Annotated in this window: 25 protein-coding genes and 2 tRNA genes; 12 read left to right on the forward strand and 15 right to left on the reverse strand. The window is 37.1% G+C overall.

Translation table 11 applies throughout. From position 1 onward, the window contains the following. Nucleotides 1-13: 13 nt before the first annotated feature. From nhaC to GQR56_RS03355, 11 genes are all read right to left on the reverse strand, one after another. A complete protein-coding gene (gene nhaC, locus GQR56_RS03305) occupies nt 14-1,477 on the reverse strand; it encodes a Na+/H+ antiporter NhaC (protein ID WP_197111612.1) in 1,464 nt (487 codons plus the stop codon). 181 nt (nt 1,478-1,658) lie between these two features. Next, nucleotides 1,659-3,683 carry a carboxy terminal-processing peptidase gene (gene prc, locus GQR56_RS03310; protein WP_166109145.1) on the reverse strand — a complete coding sequence of 675 codons (2,025 nt, stop codon included), beginning with the start codon at nt 3,681-3,683 and terminating at the stop codon, nt 1,659-1,661. Nucleotides 3,684-3,709: 26 nt separating this feature from the next. After that, nucleotides 3,710-4,360 (reverse strand): RNA chaperone ProQ, encoded by a 651-nt coding sequence (proQ, locus tag GQR56_RS03315; RefSeq protein WP_024609847.1) that lies wholly within the window; start codon nt 4,358-4,360, stop codon nt 3,710-3,712. Nucleotides 4,361-4,368: 8 nt separating this feature from the next. Then, complete coding sequence (locus GQR56_RS03320) at nt 4,369-4,653, reverse strand: hypothetical protein (RefSeq protein WP_024609848.1); 285 nt, start codon at nt 4,651-4,653, stop codon at nt 4,369-4,371. Next, nucleotides 4,653-5,111 carry a GAF domain-containing protein gene (locus GQR56_RS03325; RefSeq protein WP_024609849.1) on the reverse strand — a complete coding sequence of 153 codons (459 nt, stop codon included), beginning with the start codon at nt 5,109-5,111 and terminating at the stop codon, nt 4,653-4,655. The genes GQR56_RS03320 and GQR56_RS03325 overlap by 1 nt, the downstream gene beginning before the upstream one ends. Before the next feature lie 128 nt (nt 5,112-5,239). Beyond that, nucleotides 5,240-5,620, reverse strand: coding sequence for a hypothetical protein (locus tag GQR56_RS03330; protein WP_007586920.1), 381 nt, complete (start codon nt 5,618-5,620; stop codon nt 5,240-5,242). 174 nt (nt 5,621-5,794) lie between these two features. Further along, the gene (locus GQR56_RS03335) at nt 5,795-6,040 is read right to left on the reverse strand and encodes a hypothetical protein (protein WP_024609851.1); all 246 of its coding nucleotides are present in this window, start codon (nt 6,038-6,040) and stop codon (nt 5,795-5,797) included. A 13-nt stretch (nt 6,041-6,053) separates the two neighbouring features. Next, nucleotides 6,054-6,866: a CPBP family intramembrane glutamic endopeptidase gene (locus tag GQR56_RS03340; protein WP_101216247.1), complete on the reverse strand. Its 813-nt coding sequence runs from the start codon at nt 6,864-6,866 to the stop codon at nt 6,054-6,056. Between the two features lie 118 nt (nt 6,867-6,984). Then, entirely contained in the window at nt 6,985-7,881 is an 897-nt protein-coding gene (locus GQR56_RS03345) for a LytTR family DNA-binding domain-containing protein (RefSeq protein ID WP_240920900.1), read from the reverse strand. 371 nt (nt 7,882-8,252) lie between these two features. Continuing rightward, a tRNA-Ser gene (locus GQR56_RS03350) sits at nt 8,253-8,343 on the reverse strand. A gap of 85 nt (nt 8,344-8,428) precedes the next feature. Further along, nucleotides 8,429-8,519: transfer RNA gene (locus tag GQR56_RS03355), tRNA-Ser, on the reverse strand. Between the two features lie 248 nt (nt 8,520-8,767). Here GQR56_RS03355 and GQR56_RS03360 point away from each other — a divergent pair. Genes GQR56_RS03360 through GQR56_RS03390 form a run of 7 tightly spaced genes read left to right on the forward strand, consistent with a single transcriptional unit; the run spans nt 8,768 to nt 11,908 of the window. Then, nucleotides 8,768-9,433, forward strand: coding sequence for a Bax inhibitor-1/YccA family protein (locus GQR56_RS03360; protein WP_166109146.1), 666 nt, complete (start codon nt 8,768-8,770; stop codon nt 9,431-9,433). Between the two features lie 56 nt (nt 9,434-9,489). Further along, nucleotides 9,490-9,843 (forward strand): sulfurtransferase complex subunit TusD, encoded by a 354-nt coding sequence (tusD, locus tag GQR56_RS03365; RefSeq protein ID WP_024612076.1) that lies wholly within the window; start codon nt 9,490-9,492, stop codon nt 9,841-9,843. Beyond that, nucleotides 9,840-10,196, forward strand: a complete 357-nt coding sequence (gene tusC / locus GQR56_RS03370; RefSeq protein ID WP_024612075.1) for a sulfurtransferase complex subunit TusC — start codon at nt 9,840-9,842, stop codon at nt 10,194-10,196. Before tusD ends, tusC begins: the two co-directional genes overlap by 4 nt. Beyond that, the gene (locus tag GQR56_RS03375; protein WP_024589175.1) at nt 10,193-10,459 is read left to right on the forward strand and encodes a DsrH/TusB family sulfur metabolism protein; all 267 of its coding nucleotides are present in this window, start codon (nt 10,193-10,195) and stop codon (nt 10,457-10,459) included. Before tusC ends, GQR56_RS03375 begins: the two co-directional genes overlap by 4 nt. A 3-nt stretch (nt 10,460-10,462) precedes the next feature. After that, nucleotides 10,463-10,792: a TusE/DsrC/DsvC family sulfur relay protein gene (locus GQR56_RS03380; protein ID WP_024612074.1), complete on the forward strand. Its 330-nt coding sequence runs from the start codon at nt 10,463-10,465 to the stop codon at nt 10,790-10,792. Further along, entirely contained in the window at nt 10,792-11,478 is a 687-nt protein-coding gene (locus GQR56_RS03385; protein WP_166109147.1) for a pseudouridine synthase, read from the forward strand. Before GQR56_RS03380 ends, GQR56_RS03385 begins: the two co-directional genes overlap by 1 nt. Next, nucleotides 11,471-11,908: an NUDIX hydrolase gene (locus GQR56_RS03390; RefSeq protein ID WP_166109148.1), complete on the forward strand. Its 438-nt coding sequence runs from the start codon at nt 11,471-11,473 to the stop codon at nt 11,906-11,908. Before GQR56_RS03385 ends, GQR56_RS03390 begins: the two co-directional genes overlap by 8 nt. Nucleotides 11,909-11,916: 8 nt before the next feature. On the opposite strand, the gene GQR56_RS03395 is transcribed toward GQR56_RS03390, so the two are convergent. Beyond that, complete coding sequence (locus GQR56_RS03395; protein ID WP_166109149.1) at nt 11,917-13,188, reverse strand: diguanylate cyclase; 1,272 nt, start codon at nt 13,186-13,188, stop codon at nt 11,917-11,919. 365 nt (nt 13,189-13,553) lie between these two features. Between GQR56_RS03395 and mnmA the strand changes: the two genes are divergently transcribed. The 5 genes from mnmA (at nt 13,554) to GQR56_RS03420 (ending at nt 18,383) form a co-directional block, all read left to right on the forward strand. Next, nucleotides 13,554-14,654, forward strand: coding sequence for a tRNA 2-thiouridine(34) synthase MnmA (gene mnmA, locus GQR56_RS03400; protein WP_166109150.1), 1,101 nt, complete (start codon nt 13,554-13,556; stop codon nt 14,652-14,654). Continuing rightward, entirely contained in the window at nt 14,654-15,256 is a 603-nt protein-coding gene (gene hflD / locus GQR56_RS03405) for a high frequency lysogenization protein HflD (protein ID WP_024611469.1), read from the forward strand. Before mnmA ends, hflD begins: the two co-directional genes overlap by 1 nt. 31 nt (nt 15,257-15,287) lie before the next feature. Beyond that, the gene (gene purB, locus GQR56_RS03410) at nt 15,288-16,658 is read left to right on the forward strand and encodes an adenylosuccinate lyase (protein WP_166109151.1); all 1,371 of its coding nucleotides are present in this window, start codon (nt 15,288-15,290) and stop codon (nt 16,656-16,658) included. A gap of 87 nt (nt 16,659-16,745) precedes the next feature. Further along, nucleotides 16,746-17,903, forward strand: coding sequence for a cupin domain-containing protein (locus GQR56_RS03415; protein ID WP_166109152.1), 1,158 nt, complete (start codon nt 16,746-16,748; stop codon nt 17,901-17,903). 21 nt (nt 17,904-17,924) lie between these two features. After that, nucleotides 17,925-18,383 (forward strand): GNAT family N-acetyltransferase, encoded by a 459-nt coding sequence (locus GQR56_RS03420; protein WP_166109153.1) that lies wholly within the window; start codon nt 17,925-17,927, stop codon nt 18,381-18,383. Nucleotides 18,384-18,506: 123 nt separating this feature from the next. Here the strand turns inward: GQR56_RS03420 and hflX are convergent, their stop codons facing one another. The 3 genes from hflX to GQR56_RS03435 all read right to left on the reverse strand — a co-directional run bounded on the left by hflX (nt 18,507) and on the right by GQR56_RS03435 (nt 22,294). Further along, nucleotides 18,507-19,856 (reverse strand): GTPase HflX, encoded by a 1,350-nt coding sequence (gene hflX / locus GQR56_RS03425; protein WP_166109154.1) that lies wholly within the window; start codon nt 19,854-19,856, stop codon nt 18,507-18,509. 250 nt (nt 19,857-20,106) lie between these two features. Next, complete coding sequence (gene gdhA / locus GQR56_RS03430; RefSeq protein WP_166109155.1) at nt 20,107-21,459, reverse strand: NADP-specific glutamate dehydrogenase; 1,353 nt, start codon at nt 21,457-21,459, stop codon at nt 20,107-20,109. Nucleotides 21,460-21,820: 361 nt separating this feature from the next. Next, entirely contained in the window at nt 21,821-22,294 is a 474-nt protein-coding gene (locus GQR56_RS03435) for a DUF1456 family protein (protein WP_024611463.1), read from the reverse strand. Between the last annotated feature and the right edge of the window lie 49 nt (nt 22,295-22,343).

Below are 22,343 nucleotides of genomic sequence, written 5' to 3' on the forward strand. Positions count from 1 at the left end.
GGAGCTAATTAAATTAGGCAGATTGTTTTGGCTTAATACGTAAAATTTTAATACCTAAGTAGGCATAAATAACCGCTAAAACAGGGTTGATTAAGTTAAAGAAAGCGTAAAGTGCATAATCAAAAGGGTTTATTAATAGAACGCTTTGCATGTAAGCACCACAAGTGTTCCACGGAATCAGTGGGCTTGTAATAGTGCCACCATCTTCTAATGTACGAGATAAATTTACAGGCTTTAACCCCCGTTTTTCGTATTCATCTTTAAACATACGCCCAGGTACTACAATTGCAATGTACTGATCTGCTGCTATAACGTTAGTACCAATACAAGTCGCAATCGTTGCTGCTATTAGTGAACCCGTACTTTTAGCTATTTTAAGAATACTTTTAACAAAAATATCTAAAAGACCCGTTTTTTCCATAATGGCACCAAACATAAGTGCGGTCATTATCAACCATGTTGTTGTTAACATACCTGACATACCACCGCCACTGAGTAATGAATCCATTTTAGCATCACCGGTACTTATGCTAAAACCATCAAAAAAGGTAGTCCAAACCAACTTAAAATAACCGACTAATTGACCTTTAGATACATCAATTTGGCTGCTAATTAAATCTGATTGAAATAACATAGCCCAAATAGCACCAACTACAGCGCCAATAGAAATAGCTGGGAAAGCAGGCATTTTTCTAATCGCTAAAACTAAAAGTACAATTAACGGTATTAACATTTCAAAACCAATATTAAAGTTTTGTTGTAAAATAGCTGTAATTTCATCAATGCGCCCTGCCTCGCTTGACGCTGTGGCGTTAAAACCCATAAATATAAATATAATAAGCGCTATTACAAAGCTGGGAACTGTTGTCCATAGCATATGTTGAATATGCTCAAATAAATCAGCACCAACAACAGCAGGTGCTAGATTAGTTGTTTCCGATAGCGGACTTAGCTTATCACCAAAATAGGCGCCCGAAATTACAGCGCCTGCTGTAACTGTTTGCTCAAGCCCAAGACCAGTAGCAACACCAAGTAACGCAACACCAATAGTTGCTGCGGTTGTCCAAGAACTTCCAATACTCATTGCTACAATGCCACAAATTAAGCAACTTGCTGCATAAAACCAACTTGGGTTTATAACCTGTAAGCCATAGTATATTAAGGTAGGAACAGTCCCTGATAGCAACCAAGTGCCTATCAAAGCACCTACCATTAATAAAATTAAAATAGCACCAAGCGATAAGGTAATACCTTCAATCATAGCTTGTTCTAGTTTTTTCCACGTATAGCCATTTTTAAGACCAATTAATGCGGCTGCAAAAGTAGCAAATAAAAGTGCAATTTGATTCGGACCTGATGATGAACTATCACCAAATAAATATACGGCTGCACCTAACAAGCATATTAAAACAGAGATAGGAATGAGTGCGTCAAAAAACGAGGCGGGCTTGATTGGTTTATCTTCCAATGGCTTCAAAGTAGAGACTCCTACACACACTTAATGTGTGTTTAATTATTATTTTTAGCACATTTAGCGCATGAATTGGGTAATGCAATATCAACCCAACTTTATGTAATCGGTAATTATAGCAATTTAGTAAATTATAGGTAGTAAAAAAGGCGCTAAAGCGCCTTTTTTATAGAGGTAAAACCAATAGTTATTTTTTAGCTATACGACCATATTTAATGTAATCCTGAGTAATTAATGCCGCTTCTTCTAAAAACGGGTCAAGCTCTTCAATTACTTCTGGTAGGTCATCTAGGTTTTCAACCGGATCTTTACCTAAACGCTTAAGACGTTCGTTTGTACGTACAAGTGCACGTGCTTCACCTTCATCTTTTTCTTTAATACGTTTTGCTTCAACTAAAGATATTGTTTTACGATCTTTCTCTTCATTGTACAAAGCAATGTCGTCAAATACATAACCAAACTCTGGTTCCGATTTAATACGCTCTTCATGATGTTTTTCAAGATACGTAATAACTGGCGTTAAGTTATGCAATTTATTGTACTTAGCTTTAACGATACTATCCCATGGCAAAGCATTATCTTGTTTGCTTTCGCCCCACTCAGCAGGATCAATTGCTGATGGAAATGAAATATCTGGAATAACGCCTTTGTGCTGTGTACTACCACCATTTATGCGGTAAAACTTAGCAATAGTATATTGCACACTACCAAGCTCGTTGTCGTATAAATCGTATGGGCGACCTAACCCTTTATGCTGTTGTACAGTACCTTTACCAAATGTTTGCTCGCCAATAATAACAGCACGACCGTAGTCTTGCATTGCAGCAGCAAATATTTCAGATGCCGAGGCGCTGTATCTGTCTACTAGTACAGTAAGCGGACCATCGTAATAAGTAATACCATCACGGTCTCTCTGCTCTTCAATTCGGTTATTTAAAGTATGAATCTGAACAACAGGACCTTGATCAAAAAACAATCCCGAGAGCTGTGTTGCTTCATATAAAGAACCACCGCCATTTTGACGCAGATCAATAATAATCCCATCAACTTTCTGTTCTTTAAGCTTCGCAAGTTCTACTTTTACATCTTTTGAAAGATTATTGTAAAAACCAGGAATTTCGATTACTCCAACTTTGCTTGTTAAATCAGAATATTTAGCTTCAAATACTTCTGACTTAGCTGCTCTGTCTTCTAAGCGAATTTTATCACGCGTGATTTCAACAACTTTAGGCGTGCCATGTGCATCAGCGCCTTTTAAATACTGTAAACGTACTTTGGTCCCTTTAGGACCTTTTATTAAGTCGACTACATCATCTAAACGCCAGCCAATAACATCAACGAATTCTTCGTCATCTTGAGCAACACCAATAATGCGATCGTCAGCTTTTATCTGATCTGTCTTATCTGCTGGGCCACCCGGTACTAAACTGCGGATAACCGTATAATCTTCATCTGGACTTAATACAGCACCTATACCTTCAAGTTCTAGGTCCATGTCCATTTTAAACTGTTCAGCACGACGTGGTGATAAGTAAGACGTATGTGCCTCAATACTACGTGCCAAAGAATTCAATACTAATTGAAATGCATCTTCAGGGTTTGATTGTACTAAACGCTTTTCTGCATTTTTGTAACGTTTGGTCAGCACTTCTTTAATGCCTTCCCAATCTTTACCGGTCATTTTTAAACGTAAAGCATCGTACTTAACACGTTCTCGCCAAATTTCGTCAAGTTCAGTTTGCGATGTTGGCCATGCTGCATCTTCGCGGTCAAAAAAGTATTCATCTTCTTTATCAAACGTCATTTCTTTTTCAAGCAAAGTAAGTGAATACTCGTAACGTTCAAAGCGGCGTTTAAGGCTTAGATTAAAAATATCAAACGTAAAGCCTAATTTACCGGTAGTTAAAGCGTTATCAAAGTCATCACGATATTGTTCAAAAGAAGCTATATCACTTGCTAAAAAAACGCTTTTATTAAAATCAAGGGATTCGATATAACGATCGTAAACTTTACTAGAAAGCTCATCGTTAAATCGAACCGGTATATAGTGTGAACGAGCAAATAAGCTAGCCACTCGCTTGCTGGCAGTACCATGTTGACTTTCTTGCTTAAGTAAAGGCAAATCATCTATCGTAACGGCTTCTACAGCAGCAAATAATGAACCTGAAAACAGGGCAGCAACTAACGGAATGAGCGTAAACTTTTTACTCATACACAACTCCTTAATTTATTTACAACTTAAATGATGTATAAGCTGTCAGCTTTGGTTTTAACTTGCATACCTGTCACTAATTCAACATGAACGTCGTCTTTGTTTACTTCAGTGATTACTGCATTTACAAGTGCTTGGCCAAGTTTAACCTTAACCTTGTTATTAACCTTGACCTCAGTTGCTGGTAAAGGTTCAATTTTTCCTGAACGCTTAACCGGTGCTGCTTTAGCAGATTTATTTGCAGGTGAAGCATTTTTGTCACCTGTTTTGCTAGCATGAGCTGGTTTTTTCTTGAAAGATTTTGAATCAGAATCTTGGCGAGGACGCTGTTGTTTTTTGCGTTTTGCCATTTTAGCGCGGCTTTCTTCCAATGCTTTTTGTGCATGGTCGATATGCTCTTGCTCAACTTTTTCAGCTTGATTACCATCAAGATCAATACGAAACTCTGACTTAGTCACAGCTTCTAAATAACGCCAGTTAGACGTGTATTTTCTAAGCGCTTGACGTACTTGAGTCTTACTTACTTTTTCAGACCCTTCAATACGCTCAGCAATATCTTTAAAAATACCGACTTTAAGCGGTTTGATACCGTCTTTTTGTTTAAAACATTGAGGGAATTCTTGATATAAAAATTCCAACACTTCATTAATATCTTTTAGCTTGTTTGTGGTTTCCATTTTAGAACCTATTTTTCACATCTTTCATCAAGGGACGAATCGACGTAGTGTATTACCCAGTCGACCAGCTCTTCAAAGTCAGCTTCAATTACAGCCATATCACCTCGAAGGTGTTCCCAAATACCATTAATTGTTTCATCAATAAACTCACACTCTGCATCGTCTGGAAGACGATCCCAAGCTATGTGAATCAAATCATTGAGCGTTTCCGCTACATGTTCTTCTTCGCCTTCCCAGTCGCCAACATCTTGTACAGCAAATAGGTAGTCTTGAACATTTAGCAAATCTTTCATTACAGGCTCGCCTCTAAGCATTTTACTAATGCTTCAAGACCGGCTTTGTCATCAGTATCAAATCGGCCAATACTTGGACTATCGATATCGAGTACGGCAAATACTTTACCATGTTTCATGATAGGTACAACTAATTCAGAGTTAGACGCTGCATCACAGGCTATATGCCCATCAAAAGCGTGAACATCTTCAATTAATTGTGTTTCTGCGGTTGCTGCAGCAGTTCCACATACCCCTTTCCCTACTGGGATACGAATACATGCAGGGTTACCTTGAAACGGACCAAGTACTAATTCAGTAGGAGAATCCATAAAGTAAAAACCCGCCCAATTTACATCTTCTAAAGAGGTAAATAACAGCGCGCTTATATTTGCCAAATTGGCAATTACATTAGATTCACCAGCTATCAGCGATTCAGTTTGCTTAACTAATGACTGGTAAAAATCGTGCTTTTGCATACCAAACTACTTCTTATTAAACAGACAGTAGCTAAAGGTACTCTTTGTCGTGAAAAATTGGAACCTTTTGAAGGTAAAAAAAAGGAAATCGCACCGTTTATCAGCGTGCTTGGTCAATAATGCTGCGATTATTTTTTTACCGATTTGCGAAGACCAAATAAAAACAGTCCGGCCGCAAATGCTGACATAACACTATTAATCAAAAATATCTCGCCAGTAGAGGCACTTAATAAGTAACTAAATATAGCGCCACCTAACAAACCAAGCGTTAATACACCTGAATAATTAACTTTAGAATACTTAAACATTAGTAAGTACCCTGGTACAACAAAGGCCGCCATCGTTAAGCCTACAATATGTGCATTTGAGATAGCAGTCATCAACAGTTGAAAAAATACGGATAAGAAATCACCCTGTAGCGTTAGTGCATAATACAATCCTAACAAGCTGCCAATAATTACCGGGGACAATAATGAAAGCGCGACGCTTTTTGCGAGTTGATGTTTCATCTAATAATCCTTAATACAGAGTATAAATTTTAATGTATTAAGCATGCACCAAGATCTAAAGCTTAGAAATAGAGACTATGGTCGTAATTTATGATTAAAAATAAACCTTATTGCAGTATGAGCCTATTAATAAATTAATAGACTCATACGTTTGGGTTATACTTATCAAAGTGCTTATAACTGAGCTATTTTATTTGATAACTCAAAGTGGCGAGATGTTACTATTTCCTCTAGCACTGCCAATCTTTTGTTCAACATCGCTGTTTGTTCCTCTAATTTTGTTATCTTATTATTATTCAGTCCTTTAAATTTTACTTGCGCTGCCATTATTGTAGTTTTATAGGTGAAATAACGTTTAGTAATAGTAAGAATCAAAAAGGGTGAGCTAAATATAATTATTACAATAAATAGTTCTAGCATGGTCGTTTCCCAATCAATTTAAGTAAGCTTGTTGCGTATAAAGGCCACTTTTAGTGCATTGAAATAATTTTGATAATGTAACTTCGCGCTGCTTTCCTCGTCGAATTAGCATCTCAACATACACAATACTTAACACAATGGCTGTTGCTTTAAATAAGTTACCTTGTAGATCACCTGCTGCGCCGCCCGACATACCAAATATTCCGTAAGCTGCATTCATAAAAATATGCATCCACATAGGAAACCAAATACGATAACCACATTCACAATATAGCCACGCAAACCATGTACCTGCTACAGTAGTGATCGCAACCGCCATTAATGCAGAAATCGCATCATTACCTTGATAAATATGACCCAGGCCAAATATTACTGAACTAATTAATGCCGCAGGCACAAAGCCCCATCTACAATATTTAAATAAAACACCAAACAATGCAGCCCTAAAAATTAGCTCTTCAAAAAAACCCGCATAAACTGAGCCGGTGATTATTGCTGGTATTGATAGGTTAAGTTCATCACTCAAAAATCCATAACCTATTGCCATAGGAGCACAACAAATAATTGCTGCGAGTGCATAGTTAATAAAACCAGAAGAATTAAGCCCTATAGATTCAAAAGGCTCACTTTGTTTAAACAAAATAATAGCCGCAATAACTAACGGTCCATATAAAAAAGTATATTTAGCGGGGGTAAATAAAATGCCAGTTAGATTATCAAGTTCAGACAACCAGCTAGACCAACCTTCTCCCCAAAACTGCCTCATTACATAGTGGCAAAACACAAATATAGAAATTATTACAAGTGCCTTGATAGCGTATTTCATATCTACTTTCCTCGTTAAGTTGTTAATTTCAACTTAATCTTGGCTATAGTAAAAATACAAAGCGACATATTAGGTCTCAATTACAAGACGAGGTATAAAGCCCATGTTTTAGGGGGGATTAACATGTTTTTGGGATTAATGACAAAGCATCCTTTATTACTTTTACATAAGAACGAGACACCGGTATTTTAATATCAATTGTATGCAGCGATAATTGCAACCCTCCAGCATTACCACTGTAGTGCTGAATGTTTTGCAGGTTAACCGCATAAGAACGGTGGCATCGTAATATAATTGTATTTTCTGGAAGCTGCTTTAATAAACCGCTAAGAGATACACGTAATAGTTTACGTGAAGTTGAAGCTCCTTCCAGTATTGTTATTTCACAATAGTTGTCTGAAGATTTAATAAATAAAATATGGTGATGAGCCGTGTTAATTTCGTCGTTTTTATTATCGCCTTTAAGAGTAATTGTCTTTAATTCAACTTCTCTCAACTGCTCTTGATCGACGCTAACTGTACTTGGCTTAGTTAAATCTATTACATGCTTATTTACCACAAGTAAAAAAATAAGAGGAAATACACCAATACAAAAAATATACCCTACAAAAAGTAATTGATTCTGCCAATGCCAAGACCCAAGTACAGCAACCACAAAATACCCATGATTGAATAACGCAGTAATTAAAATATATGTGATAGGAATAATAATTAAACGGCTTAATTTACTTAGCTTAAACTTAAGTAACACTATTTCTATAAAACCTGACAATAGCAAAGCACAAAAGGTTACTAACCCATAGCCAAAAAGCCGCAGAAACTTGTAAGACTCGGTATCGCTTGAAGTGCCAAAAGGTTGAAATACAAAAAGTACAAAAAGCGCTATAAACGAAAACATGACGGCACGATATACAACTAACTTTCTCGAATCTAGATCATCTTTGAGCCACAACATCCTATTTTGCATACCTTTAATCCACCAATATTTAAAAATAGCACACATTAATATGTGCATTCCAACTCATTTAAAATTTTTTGTGATGGTAGTTTTATTAAAAACAAAAAAAGGAAGAGAACATCAACGTTATTTAACAGCAGAAGGTGTTGTGTGAGCAATTCTATCTGCTTTTAAGATTTTACTAATGAGAGATAAAACATGTAATACCAATTCGCTTAATTAAGTGGTCTATTTTGAGGGCGGAAAAACGTGTTGATAGCTAGGCAAAAAATTCGCTATTTAGTTGTTCTAAATGAGAGTTTTTTAACGCAGGGAGCGACACGTTTAGCCCCGCAAAATGATTAAGTATTATTGCGGATTGGTATAAGTGCACTGATTTTGTTCCAAACACAAAAAAGCCCGCTAAATTAGCGGGCTATTTTGTTATATGGTGGAGAGATAGGGATTTGAACCCTAGATGGGCTATAAACCCATGCCGGTTTTCAAGACCGGTGCATTCGACCACTCTGCCATCTCTCCGATACTGCTCTAAGTTAAAAGTAAGAGTGTACTAATAACTATTTAAATGAATGATACTTTAATTACCACACACCTATTAAATAAGTGGTGGAGAGATAGGGATTTGAACCCTAGATGGGCTATAAACCCATGCCGGTTTTCAAGACCGGTGCATTCGACCACTCTGCCATCTCTCCGCACGACCTGCATATTAGGGAAACCTATCCCTTTTGTGAAGCTTTTTTTTAAATTAATTTTTCAAGTGCTTAAAAAACAACTAAATTGTTCAAACTTAAAGCTAAATATATAAAATATCATCGCAAATGAACTTTTATTTAAATATTTGACTCTATTGATCTACAAAGGTTTGCCCAAACATATAAGAGTTGGTAATCTAATTTTAGTTAAATTATCGAAACACACGTTTCACTTAAGGAGCTCTACAATGGCGTTCAATCAATCGTACAATACCTCTAAACCGGTAATGTCTACCATTGAAACAAACAAGGTACTTAAAAACACCTACTTTTTACTTGCTATGACACTTGCATTTAGTGCTGTTACAGCCGGTATTTCAATGGCACTACAATTACCTTACTTCATGGGTATAGTGTTTACACTTGCTTCATTTGGCTTATTATTTGTTGTAAATAAAAAGGCAGAAACTGCATCAGGCGTATTTTGGGTATTCGCCTTCACTGGTTTAATGGGTGCAGGCTTAGGTCCTTTGCTTAACCACTATGCTGCAATGCCAAATGGTCCTATGCTTATTATGCAAGCATTAGGTTCTACCGCGCTTATCTTTTTTGGTTTATCTGCTTATGCACTAAACACTAAAAAAGACTTCTCATTTATGGGTGGCTTTTTAACTGTTGGTTTAATCGTTGTGATTGTAGCAAGCATTGTTAATATTTTTGTTGGCAGTTCACTTATGTTTATGGTGCTTAATGCTGCAGTTGTATTGATTATGTCTGGCTTGATATTATTTGATACGAGCCGAATCATTAACGGCGGCGAAACTAACTACATTCGCGCAACAGTATCTTTATACCTAAGCGTATATAACTTATTTACTTCTTTACTTGCTCTACTTGGCGTAAGTAATGACTAATTAAATAGTTCTGTTAAAATAGCCCCTTAATTGGGGCTTTTTTTATTGGAATTGTTTTGTCGCGTTTTGTTCTTTCATTACATACACCACCATCCGATCACGATACCACGCAACGTATAGTTAAGTTTGCAAATGCATGTTTAGCCCAAGGGCACACTATTGATGCTATTTTTTTATACCAGCAAGGTATTTATCATGCATCTACTCACTTTGATTTATCTTCAGATGAACTTCAAATTTCAGCACATTGGCAGCAACTCGCCGATAAAAAACTAAATTTAATGCTATGTGTTACCGCAGCGCAAAAGCGCGGATTGGATATTAACAACACAGGTGTATTTACCGTCGCAGGGTTGGCTGAATTTGCAATGCTTACTTGTGATGCAGACAAATGGGTGCAATTTAAATGATCAATGTATTAGTAATGAGCCAATCCAGCCCATTTGACGATTTAAATATTCGTGATGCACTTGATATGACATTAATATTTGCAGCCGTTGATCAAAATGTAAGTTGGCTATTTAGCGGTCCTGCTGTTTTGGCTTTAAAAAAGCATCAACAACCAAACAATATTGGCTTAAAAGATTTTTTTAAAAACATTAAAACACTCGAAATCTATGATGTTGAAAATATTTACGTGTGTGAAAAATCATTGCTTGATTATGGTTTAAATAAGCATGATTTACTCATAGAGGCAAAGGCACTGAACTTTAGTCAACAACAAACATTAATTAAAGCGCAGCAACATGTGGTGACCCTATGAGTACGTTACATATTTTTTCTAAGCCGCTTAATTATTACTCGGCAAACCAGCTAGAAAATTTAATTTTATCAACCGATAACGTATTACTTGTTGGTGATGCCTGCTTTGCAAAAAAACAATTTAGACAATTTGCAGATACACTGTTAATACTTGAACAAGACGCGCAAGTACGCGCAATAAAATTAACAGATAACGATAAAGCCATTAGCTATGAAGACTTTGTAGCACTGACATTATCAACTAATCAATCTATTACCTGGTAACTCATGCTTGAATTTAACAACCAACAAATTGAGACAGACAAACAAGGCTATTTGCTTGACCATACTTTATGGTCAAAAGAGCTAGCACCTGTTATCGCTACCCAAGAAAACATTACGCTTAGCGTTCAACATTGGGAAGTAATTAACTTTGTTCGTGATTTTTATATTGAATATAACACCAGTCCAGCAATCAGAATGCTTGTAAAAGCAATGGCTAAAGCTCTAGGTGAAGATAAAGGGAATAGCCTTTATTTATACAAATTATTCCCTAAAGGTCCTGCAAAGCAAGCAACAAAAATTGCCGGATTACCAAAACCAGCTAGGTGCATATAATGAGAGCTAAATCAGGCAATAATCAAGTAACTGAATCCAAACCTAAAAGAAGCACTGGGCGCACTTACTCACGCAGTGCACTTAATAAAACGCCTTCAGGTAAAAGAGAAATAAAGCCGCAAATAGCATCTAAAGACAGAAAAATTGTGTTATTCAATAAGCCATTTGATGTGCTATGCCAATTTACAGATGATGCCGACAGGCAAACACTAGCGGCGTTTATTCCCATAAAAGAAGTTTACGCAGCAGGTAGGTTAGATAGAGATAGTGAAGGCTTATTGCTTTTAACAAACTGTGGAAAATTACAAAACACCCTAACGGCGCCTGATAAAAAAACGAATAAAACCTACTGGGCACAAGTTGAAGGTGAACCAACGAGTGAATCAATTAATGATTTATGTAATGGAGTAAAACTTAAAGACGGCCTTACACTCCCCGCCAATGTTAAAATAATTGATGAGCCTACAATTTGGGTTCGTAATCCGCCTGTACGCGAGCGAAAAGCAATCCCAACAACTTGGTTAAGCATTACCATTAACGAAGGTAAAAACAGACAAGTCCGTCGTATGACCGCGCATATTGGTCACCCTACGCTTCGCCTAATCCGCTACAGTATTGGTAACTACACGCTTGATGATATTAATTCTGGTGAGTACAAAGTAATTAAAGGCGTGGTTGATGCATAAACCGCATGTGACCGTTGCCGCAATTGTAAAAAAACAAAACACGTTCTTACTTGTAAAAGAACGTGATAAATTCACAAATAAAATTTGTTATAACCAACCTGCTGGTCACTTAGAACAAAACGAAACCCTTTCACAAGCTGCAAGCAGAGAGCTACTTGAAGAAACTGGTTTAACGCTAATACCTACAGGCTTATTGGGTATCTATAATTTACACGCTGCAAATGGCGTACATTATTTACGATTTTGTTTTATATTTGAAGCCGACGAAAAAACACAAATGCCCAAACCTATTGACTCCGATATTATATCGGCTAATTGGCATACCTTAGAGGAAATTAAAACATTACCACTGAGAAGTAATTTAGTTTTAAAATGCATAACAGACAGCTTGCAAAAAGAGCCTTTAAACCTTGATGCTATTTATAATTAAGTTATTTATTAGCTAGGATTTAATGCTATGCAATTACGACCTTGATTTTTAGCGTAATAGAGTGCGCTATCTGCCCCTTTTACAAAATCTAGCATGTCATAGTTTCTGGTTTTATCTATAGTATTTACCCCCATACTTAAAGAGAGTAAACCAGTAAAACTACCTTTATGCACAATAGCTAAATCTTCAATCGCTTTTTGTATTTGATCCGCTATGAATAGCGCCCCCTGAGTATCTGTTTGCGGCAATAAAACAACAAATTCCTCGCCACCATATCGAGCTACAAAATCTTCTGGTCGACTTACTGTAGAGGCAATCTTCTGTGCTACATCATGTAAGCAGGTATCTCCTGCTACATGACCAAAAAAATCATTAAATTGTTTAAAATGATCTATATCAATAATGATAATAGATAAGGTACCTTTAGAATCACTCGCTTTTTTAAATTCATCTGCTAACTTTTCGTCAAATCTGCGTCTATTAGCTATTTTTGTTAGTGCATCTAGAAAAGCCATATCTCTTAGTAAATCTTCAGCTCGTAAACGCTCTGTGGCATCGTTAAAAACGGCTAGAATTTCTTCACCAATATCAATGCCCGATATTTCCATCACCACTTGAGAACCATCATTACAAGAAACACGATAATTGTTAGCGGGAATATCATTGTTATTTTTTTGAGCATCATCTAATGAGCTACTCCAAAGCTCTTTCACAACCTTCCTGTATTGCGGATCTGGGTATGCTTTATCCCACCAAACACTTATATTTGGAATATCTTTAATTGTATATCCAAATATATCTATAAACCGCTGATTTACTTTTAAAATATTCCCCGTTTTTGCACATACATTACAAACAGGCATGGGTAACACTGTAAATAGCTTTTCGTAATGGCTTAACTCATGCTTTCGCATTGAGTAAATTGTATTTTTTGATAAACAAGCCATTGGTGGACTATTTTTATCATGGTTTATCATTTCCTCCATCTCTAAAACAAAAGACCATTCAAGCCACCAAGCTTCGATATGATTGAATACCTTTTTTTCAACCTGATTTTTTAAAGATGATTGTTTAATTAAAGAAAATAATTCATGTATATGATTAGGGTCTTGATGAATACGAAAACTTTTTAGCTTTATAAACTCATAAAAAAGATGATATGCAGCTATTTTAAACTCGCTCGTAGTACTCGTTAATAGATCATTGGGGTAAATTTCAGATTTACAGGTATAGTGTTCAATTAAAGATTTTATCTTATTTACTTGATAAGCATAGTGCATACATTCATTCCATTGATTATATTTAGAACAACCCTAACGTAATTGGTATTTAACAAATTTTTCATTGCCGTACTTCCCATTAAACCTATATTTACTTTAGTCGCTTTAATAGAAAACACTATTTTTTATAACTTTAAAATCATTCCATTGATCTTATAAGTATCTCATTGTTAATTTAAAAAAGTAGCATTGTACTAAGTACATGACTTAAAAAACGCCTTAAGTCGAGTTTGCTATTTGTTATATAAATAAAATAGTGACAAATTATGTCCTTTGCCGCCCTACACTCTTTAAGCACAAACAAAATACATGCTATAATCGCGTCCTTTCCAAGTTAACAGCAATCTGTATAAGCGAAATTATTCATGAGCGAAAATAGTCACATTAAAGTCATTGTTGGCATGTCCGGCGGTGTTGATTCTTCTGTATCTGCATATTTATTACAACAACAGGGCTACCAAGTAGAAGGCCTGTTTATGAAGAACTGGGAAGAAGACGACAATGATGAGTATTGTGCCGCCGCTGATGATTTAAAAGATGCACAAGCAGTGTGTGATAAGTTAGGCATTGAGCTTCACACTGTTAACTTTGCAGCAGAGTATTGGGACAACGTGTTTGAGTATTTTTTAGCAGAGTACAAAGCGGGTCGTACTCCAAACCCAGATATAATGTGCAACAAAGAAATTAAATTTAAAGCCTTTTTAGAGTTTGCTGCACAAGCTCTTGGGGCAGACTTTATTGCTACGGGACATTACGTTCAACGTGAACTTCGCGGTGACAAATACGTAATGTGTCGCGGACTTGATAACAATAAAGACCAAAGCTACTTTTTATATACCTTAAGCCACGAGCACCTTGGTCAAACTTTATTCCCTGTAGGCGATATCGAAAAACCAGAAGTACGCCGCATAGCAGAAGAACAAGACTTAATCACTCACGATAAAAAAGACAGCACCGGTATCTGTTTTATTGGTGAGCGTAAATTTAAAGACTTTTTACAAAAGTTTTTACCAGCTCAACCTGGTGTAATCGAAGACACTGATGGCAACAACGTAGGTGAACACGAAGGCTTGATGTACCACACACTTGGACAGCGCAAAGGCTTGCTAATTGGCGGTATGAAAGAAGGTTCGGGTGAACCATGGTACGTAGTAGATAAAGACCTTGAACGCAATGTACTTGTGGTTGGTCAGGGTAAAGATCACCCTCGCCTATACAGTAATGGTCTTAATGCAAACCAACTTCATTGGGTAGACCGCATTGGTCCTAAGGGCACCACTCGCTGCACAGTAAAAACTCGTTACCGCCAAGAAGACTTAAGCTGTACCCTATTAGTAGGCGAAGACGGCATGGCACGCGTATTATTCGACGAGCCACAAAAAGCAGTTACGCCTGGTCAATCTGCCGTATTTTATGCAGAAGATGTGTGTTTAGGTGGTGGTATTATTGACTCGGTGATCAAGTAATGAACGAACACCAAGTCATGGCGCTTGCCGCTATGTGCCAAGTAGCCAAGCAAGTTCAAAAAATTGCGCAGTATGGCAGTAATAATGAGCACGACTTAGAAGTATTATTTTCAAGCATTATTCAAACATCACCGGCATCGCCAGAAGATGTTTACCAAGGTACTGACAACCTACGTGATGGCTATAAAACATTAATGGCTCAGTTAACTGCTGGCGCTCAAAAAGATGTTGAAATAGTAAAATACGTAGGTGGTTTAATGCAGCTTGAGCGTGCGCTAAGTGCAAACGATAAAAGCTTAAACGAATTAGGTAAACGAATTGATGATATTCATCGTCGTTTAGATCACTTTGCTATTACCGATGACACCGTTGTTGCCGGTTTAGCAGATATATACTCGTCGGTGCTGAGCCCCCTTGGGCACCGAATACAGGTTTATGGTAAACCCGAGTTATTAAAACAGCAGCTCACTCAAAATAAAATCCGTGCGTTATTACTAGCCGGCATTAGAAGTGCAGTTTTATGGCGTCAAATGGGCGGTAAACGCCGTCATTTTTTCTTTGCAAAAAGAAAAATACTCGCCATTGCTAAATCAAAAATTTAACTATCGTTCAAACTAAAATTTAGGAGTTATTATGGAGCTTTCAGCGTTAACGGCTATCTCTCCAGTGGATGGTCGCTACGGCAGCAAAACCACTGAACTACGCAGTATTTTCAGCGAATTTGGCTTAATCAAATACCGCGTAACCGTTGAAGTGCGTTGGTTGCAAGCGTTAGCTGCAGCAAACAATATCAAAGAAGTGCCAGCATTTAGCGAGCAAGCAAATGCACTACTTAACGCCATTGTAGATAACTTCAGTGAAGCTGATGCACAACGCGTTAAAGATATTGAACGCACTACAAATCACGATGTTAAAGCGGTTGAATACCTACTAAAAGAAAAAGTAGCCGATAACAGTGAGCTTCACGCAATTAACGAATTTATTCACTTTGCTTGTACCTCAGAAGATATTAATAATCTATCTCATGGTTTAATGCTAAGCGAAGCGCGTAAAAACGTTTTACTTCCTTATTGCGATGAACTTTTAAGCGCAATTAAAGCTAAAGCAATTGAATACAAAACAATTCCAATGATGACTCGTACACACGGGCAACCTGCTACACCATCTACTATGGGTAAAGAGTTTGCTAACGTATACATGCGTTTAAAACGTCAACGTGACCAAATTGCACAAGTAGAAATGCTAGGTAAAGTTAACGGTGCTGTTGGTAACTACAACGCTCACCTTAGCGCATACCCAGATTACGACTGGCATACACATGCAGATAAATTTGTATCAAGCTTAGGTTTAACACTAAACCCATTTACTACACAAATTGAACCGCATGACTATATTGCAGAGTTGTTTGACGCAATTGCACGTTTTAACACTATATTGTTAGATTTTGACCGTGACATGTGGGGTTACATCGCCCTTAATCACTTTAAGCAAAAAACTATTGCTGGCGAAATTGGCTCATCTACAATGCCACATAAAGTTAACCCAATTGATTTTGAAAACTCAGAAGGTAACTTAGGATTAGCAAACGCTATTTTTGCTCATCTTGCACAAAAATTACCAGTTTCTCGCTGGCAGCGTGACCTTACTGATTCAACGGTATTACGTAACCTAGGTGTTGGTATGGGTTATGCTCTTATTGCATATCAATCAACTCTTAAAGGTGTAAGCAAGCTTGAAGTAAACGAGCAACGCCTAGCTGACGAGCTTGATCAAAACTGGGAATTACTAGCCGAGCCAATTCAAACGGTTATGCGTAAATATGGCATCGAAAAGCCATACGAAAAACTTAAAGATTTAACACGTGGCAAACGTGTAAATAAAGAAATAATGGCTGATTTCATCGATGGTTTAGACCTTCCTGAAGATGCTAAAGTAGAAATGAAAAAACTAACACCTGCTAACTACATTGGTCGCGCTGTTGAGTTTATTGATGATTTAGTTTAAAAACTGAATTAAATAAATGAAAAAGCGAAAGGTCTCCTTTCGCTTTTTTTGTTTTAAAATTAATTGCACTAATTTATGAGCTTTAGTATGTATCAATTAAAAATAAATAATTTATCTGAGCAAGAATTTTTAAGTCATTTTTGGCAAAAAAAACCGCTTTTAATAAAACAAGGTTTTAGTGATTTTCAGGACCCTCTTGATGCTAACGAACTTGCCGGTCTGGCAATGGAAGAAAGTATTGAGTCGCGAATTGTAACTAATCACAATAACGAATGGGATACGTACCAAGGTCCATTTGAAGACTTTGAGAAGTTAACAGACGAAAATGCCACCTTATTAGTGCAAGCTGTTGATCATTGGCATCCTGAAGCAGCGCAATTATTAGAACCATTTAGATTTATTCCCAACTGGCGAATAGATGACTTAATGATCAGCTATTCAACTCCAAGCGGTGGTGTGGGTCCACATTTAGATCAGTATGATGTGTTTATTATTCAAGGTGAAGGCAAACGCCACTGGCGCGTAGGTCTGCCCGATCCGACACTTAAACAGTTTGCTCAAAACAAAAAGTTACTGCAAGTAGAAGCATTTGAAGCCGTAATAGATTGCATATTAGAACCAGGCGATATTTTATATATTCCACCGGGATGCCCGCATGAAGGTTACGCATTAGAAAATGCACTAAACTACTCTGTTGGTTTTAGAGCCCCAAATCAACAAGATTTACTTTCAAGTTTTGCCGATCATATTATTGATACCGAAACCGGACAAGAGCGCTATACCGATCACAACCTAATGCTTAGAAAGTCAAAAGGTGAACTCAATAGCACTGAAGTAAATAAAGTTAAAGCCTTAATGCAAAGGTTGCTTGAAAACGACACGTTATTTAAACAATGGTTAGGCACTACATTAAGCCAGCCTAAGCACGAAATGGATTTAGCACCAACTGAAGACCCATTTTCCACTGAGCAAATAACCAATGCATTAAACAATAGCACTATCGTATTTGAACGTTTAGGTGGCACGCGTGCTATTTATCAATTATTCGAAGATGAATTACTATTAAGTGTAAACGGTGAAAACTATAGCTTATTGCTTAGCGATTTAAATGCCGTTAAATTACTTACCGATCATGGCGAGTTTGAAAGTTCAGAATTAAGTTTAATAAAGCCAAGTCTCGTTTTTCTACAAACTTTTACTACACTGGTAAATGAGGGAATTTGGTTTAATATTGATCAAGGCTGATTGCTACAATAGGAGTTTGCCATGGGCTATCAAGTTAAAAAAGTAGATTGGGATACACAAAAAGACGTATTACAACAAATCCGAGAAAAGGTTTTTGTATACGAGTTACACATTCCTAAACACATTGAGTTTGATAGCCTCGATGAATTTGCGCTGCATGTACTTGTTACCGACGAAACTCAAACACCTATTGCTACTGGTAGGTTATGTGTAGATGGATTAATTGGTCGAATAGCTGTCCTACCTGAGCATCGTAATCGGTGTGTTTATAAATCGTTACTCAACTTTATTGTTGAATTAGCAGCAAGCCAAGGCATAGAAAAAGTAAGTATTAATTGTATTTTAAACGAAGTAGAACGCTTCAAAAAAAATGGGTTTGTACAGCAAGGGAATGTATTTATGGAAGCGGGAATTCCTAGACTACGAATGCAATGCTCTGTCGCGCTCTTTAATACCACGCCATTTACGCTTGTGCATTAAACATCTCATTCAAAATAAAATTAGCACAACATTAATCACTGCACTAATTTTATTACGGATATAGCTTAGGCACTGTTTATCTTTCGAGGTTTAATCTTGAAAGTTCAACTCGCCTTAATATTATTATAAATCAAGCATGCGTTTTTTTAATCTTTCTAAATCAATGATATTAGAGCGCACAGTTAGCTTTATGTGGCTATATTCATACTCTTCTTTAATAACACTCATACTCGATCTAATTTCACCTACTATACCTTTTGCTGTGTAAGGAATAATAATTTCATCTTCAACCATATCGTCTTGCGCTATACCAACAATATATTTATGTAGTTTACTAATATCATCTGGATTACGAGTAGATGTCATCATCGCATCAGGAAATTCATCCATTAGCGCTTGCTGTTGCTCAATACTTAATTGATCAGACTTATTTAATACCAATAGTTTTTTACTACCCTCAACCCCAACTTCTGCTAGTACTTTATGCACTACATCAAGCTGTGAGCGAAAAGATGAATCTGATGCATCAACAACATACAAAAGTAAAGACGCATCATGCGCTTCAGCTAATGTTGAGTGGAATGAAGCAACCAAATCATGTGGTAATTTTTTGATAAAACCAACGGTGTCTGACACCAAAATACGAGGCTGCGTAATTGGATACAATGCTCGAACAGTGGTATCTAGCGTTGCAAATAACTTGTTTTCACCCTCTACGTCGCTGCCTGTAATTGCACGCATCATTGATGACTTACCAGCATTGGTGTAACCAATTAAAGCCACTGAGAAAAGCTCTGAGCGCTGAGTTCGCCTGTCCATCATTACATCTTGAACACTTACAAGCTCACGCTTTAGCTCTGCTAATTGGTCGCGAACCTTACGGCGATTTAGCTCCAGTGTAGTTTCACCTGCACCTTTACCCATTTGGCGTTCTTTATCACCGGTTGATGTTTCACGAAGCCGTGGCGCTACATAATTAAGGCGAGCTATTTCAACTTGTAATTTTGCCGTTTTAGTACGCGCATGGCGGCTAAATATTTCAATAATAATACCGGTGCGGTCAAATACTTCTACGCCTAACTGATTTTCTACATTTCGAAGTTGAGACGGTGTTAAATCACAATCAAATACAACTACATCGGCACACGCAAAATCAAGTTTATCTGATGGAATTTCTGAAGATATTTCAGGTAAATAATCTTCATCGAGTAAATCATCTTCTTGCCCATCTGCAGCAGAGCCTTTATTACCTGTGAGGTGTGCTATTTCGGTAAGTTTACCCGAGCCCAATACATTAACTTTTTGGGTAGAACTTTGCTTTTGTGATTGTGTGCCTACTACCTTAAATCCTAAAGTAGTAACCAAACGGGCAAGTTCAGCAAGCGACTCTATCGCCTCGTCACCTTTAAACTGTGGTGTGCTGATAGAAATAAGTAACGCATTAGGAAGTGATGGTTTTGCAGTTAGTTGCATAAATTTTTGTGTTAATGCACCTAAGTGCAAACCTATTTTTCATTCGAAAGTAACTTGATCCTACGCTGTTATAGCCTCGCTTTATAGCCTTATAGTGCACTAATGGCGTTAATATTTAAAACTAGCCACAATATTCTCAATTTAATGGCTAGTTTTAAAATTTCATTCGGATCATTACAAAATAAATAAGTTAAGTTTGCTATTTAAACTTACTTTTAAAATGATAGTTAACTAATGGTTAGGCTGATAATTAAACAACACCCTGCTCAATCATTGCATCAGCAACGCGCCTAAAACCTGCAATATTAGCGCCTAATAAAAGATTTCCTGGCTCACCAAATTCTATTGCGGTGTCGTTAGCTGTAACAAATATATTTTTCATAATTTGTTTTAGCTTTTCATCAACCTCTTCAAAAGTCCAACTTTGCATACTCGCATTTTGCGCCATTTCTAATTGGCTCGTTGCAACACCGCCAGCATTAGCGGCTTTTCCTGGTCCATACGCAACTTTTGCAGCAATAAAGCAATCAATAGCCTCTTTTGTTGAGGGCATATTTGCCCCTTCGCTTACCAATACACAACCACCCGTTAATAATGCGTTTGCATCTGCCTGTGTTAATTCATTTTGTGTTGCGCATGGAAAGGCAGCGTCAGCATTAAAACGCCAAACAGCATGCCCGTCTTTAGGGTAATCACTTTGGTTAATATAAATCGCATCTGCATGATTTTGTTTGTATACACTTAAACAATCGCGTGATTGCTCTTTTAAACTCTTTATAAGGCTCAAATCTATACCCGACTCATGATAAACAGTACCGCGAGAGTCGCTACAACTTATGGGTGTTGCCCCCATTTGATATAATTTTTCCATAGCATAAATAGCAACATTACCCGCACCCGACACTAAACAGCGCTTACCTTGTAGGCTATCGCCGCGTGCTTTTAGCATGTAGTCGGCAAAATAAACGGCGCCATACCCTGTTGCTTCTTTGCGTACTAGCGATCCACCCCATAATAAGCTCTTACCGGTTAACACGCCTTCGTAACGACCCGTTAGGCGCTTATATTGACCAAACATGTAGCCAATCTCTCTTGCTCCTACACCGATATCTCCGGCGGGCACATCGGTTGTTGGACCAATGTGACGATAAAGCTCAGTCATAAATGATTGGCAAAAACGCATTATCTCAGCATCAGAGCGCCCTTTAGGGTCAAAGTTAGCACCGCCCTTACCACCGCCTATAGGAAGACCGGTTAAAGCGTTTTTAAAAATTTGCTCAAAACCTAAAAACTTAATTATGCTGGCGTTTACACTCGGGTGAAAACGTAAGCCACCTTTATAAGGACCAAGCGCAGAGTTAAACTCAATTCTGTAGCCTTTATTTACTTGAATATTTCCTTCGTCATCAACCCAAGGAATCCTAAACATAATTTGACGTTCAGGCTCAACTAAACGCTGAATAATGGCATTTTTTTGGTATTTTTCTGAGTTTTCTAAGATAGGTTCGAGTGATTCAAGTACTTCTTCAACAGCTTGATAAAACTCGCATTGTGCAGGGCTACTATTTTTTAATTGCGCGATAGTGCTATGGATATAATTCATAATTATTCTTCCGTGTTAATAATAAAAGTATTTATCAGATATTGAAGTAAACGTGATCAAGTTTATGATTCATGCTGTAAAGTCTTAAGTTAATTTAATTAACTGTTACTTTAGCATGGTACAACACGATATTTAACGTCTATTACTTGAATTATTTTTGATCAGAAGAATTAACAATATTTATTTTTTATTTAATTAAAGTGAATTTAAATTCATTGAAGACAAAAGTGACTGTTTTAAAATAAGAGGGACTAAGGAGTTCTGTAAGTGTAAAGGTGCTTGTTAAAATTTAGAACAGATAGTAATTAAGGCTTTGTACTGTGCATTGCGCGCATACAAAGCCTATTAACTAAAAAGCTGGTTATTCCGCAGATTCTTCTGGGCGAACTTGCTTTTGTACGCCAGTTAAAAATAGACGTAATATTTGATCGTTACAAACACGGTAATGCTTGTTATCAACTTTACGAGAAAATGCGCTTAACTCATGCTTACTTAAATCAAAATCAACAAGTGCAAGTGTGGCAATAACATCTTCTGCCTTCATATTTAAAGCGATACGTAGCTTCATAAATATGATGTTGTTGTTTAGCTTTTTCTCTGGCTCAGGTTGCTCGCCTTCGCGCTTGCCACGTTTAGTATTAATAAACCCATTTAAAAAACTAGCAAACTCGGTATCACTGATTGGGGTAAAAGCTTCTTCACCTTCTTTAGTCAACCATGCAATTACTTGCTCAGTTGTAACTGTAAGTTCTGCGGCTGCAAAAACATTAACCGTAGCGGTATCAGTTAAATTAAAAGTATAGCGAATGCGGCGTAAAATATCGTTATTAGTCAAAGTAAATCCCAAAGTGAGGTATAGCAACCAAGCAGTTATTGCTTAATTT

The sequence above is a fragment of the Pseudoalteromonas sp. Z9A5 genome, from assembly GCF_011378875.1.
GTDB lineage: Bacteria > Pseudomonadota > Gammaproteobacteria > Enterobacterales > Alteromonadaceae > Pseudoalteromonas.

Excerpts from the sequence above, each read along its gene's own strand:
- prc (WP_166109145.1), bottom strand. The coding sequence starts at position 3,683 with ATGAGTAAAAAGTTTACGCTCATTCCGTTAGTTGCTGCCCTGTTTTCA.
- proQ (WP_024609847.1), bottom strand. The coding sequence starts at position 4,360 with ATGGAAACCACAAACAAGCTAAAAGATATTAATGAAGTGTTGGAATTT.
- GQR56_RS03320 (WP_024609848.1), bottom strand. The coding sequence starts at position 4,653 with ATGAAAGATTTGCTAAATGTTCAAGACTACCTATTTGCTGTACAAGAT.
- GQR56_RS03325 (WP_024609849.1), bottom strand. The coding sequence starts at position 5,111 with ATGCAAAAGCACGATTTTTACCAGTCATTAGTTAAGCAAACTGAATCG.
- GQR56_RS03330 (WP_007586920.1), bottom strand. The coding sequence starts at position 5,620 with ATGAAACATCAACTCGCAAAAAGCGTCGCGCTTTCATTATTGTCCCCG.
- GQR56_RS03335 (WP_024609851.1), bottom strand. The coding sequence starts at position 6,040 with ATGCTAGAACTATTTATTGTAATAATTATATTTAGCTCACCCTTTTTG.
- GQR56_RS03340 (WP_101216247.1), bottom strand. The coding sequence starts at position 6,866 with ATGAAATACGCTATCAAGGCACTTGTAATAATTTCTATATTTGTGTTT.
- GQR56_RS03345 (WP_240920900.1), bottom strand. The coding sequence starts at position 7,881 with ATGCACATATTAATGTGTGCTATTTTTAAATATTGGTGGATTAAAGGT.
- GQR56_RS03360 (WP_166109146.1), top strand. The coding sequence starts at position 8,768 with ATGGCGTTCAATCAATCGTACAATACCTCTAAACCGGTAATGTCTACC.
- tusC (WP_024612075.1), top strand. The coding sequence starts at position 9,840 with ATGATCAATGTATTAGTAATGAGCCAATCCAGCCCATTTGACGATTTA.
- GQR56_RS03375 (WP_024589175.1), top strand. The coding sequence starts at position 10,193 with ATGAGTACGTTACATATTTTTTCTAAGCCGCTTAATTATTACTCGGCA.
- GQR56_RS03380 (WP_024612074.1), top strand. The coding sequence starts at position 10,463 with ATGCTTGAATTTAACAACCAACAAATTGAGACAGACAAACAAGGCTAT.
- GQR56_RS03385 (WP_166109147.1), top strand. The coding sequence starts at position 10,792 with ATGAGAGCTAAATCAGGCAATAATCAAGTAACTGAATCCAAACCTAAA.
- GQR56_RS03390 (WP_166109148.1), top strand. The coding sequence starts at position 11,471 with ATGCATAAACCGCATGTGACCGTTGCCGCAATTGTAAAAAAACAAAAC.
- GQR56_RS03395 (WP_166109149.1), bottom strand. The coding sequence starts at position 13,188 with ATGCACTATGCTTATCAAGTAAATAAGATAAAATCTTTAATTGAACAC.
- mnmA (WP_166109150.1), top strand. The coding sequence starts at position 13,554 with ATGAGCGAAAATAGTCACATTAAAGTCATTGTTGGCATGTCCGGCGGT.
- hflD (WP_024611469.1), top strand. The coding sequence starts at position 14,654 with ATGAACGAACACCAAGTCATGGCGCTTGCCGCTATGTGCCAAGTAGCC.
- purB (WP_166109151.1), top strand. The coding sequence starts at position 15,288 with ATGGAGCTTTCAGCGTTAACGGCTATCTCTCCAGTGGATGGTCGCTAC.
- GQR56_RS03415 (WP_166109152.1), top strand. The coding sequence starts at position 16,746 with ATGTATCAATTAAAAATAAATAATTTATCTGAGCAAGAATTTTTAAGT.
- GQR56_RS03420 (WP_166109153.1), top strand. The coding sequence starts at position 17,925 with ATGGGCTATCAAGTTAAAAAAGTAGATTGGGATACACAAAAAGACGTA.
- hflX (WP_166109154.1), bottom strand. The coding sequence starts at position 19,856 with ATGCAACTAACTGCAAAACCATCACTTCCTAATGCGTTACTTATTTCT.
- gdhA (WP_166109155.1), bottom strand. The coding sequence starts at position 21,459 with ATGAATTATATCCATAGCACTATCGCGCAATTAAAAAATAGTAGCCCT.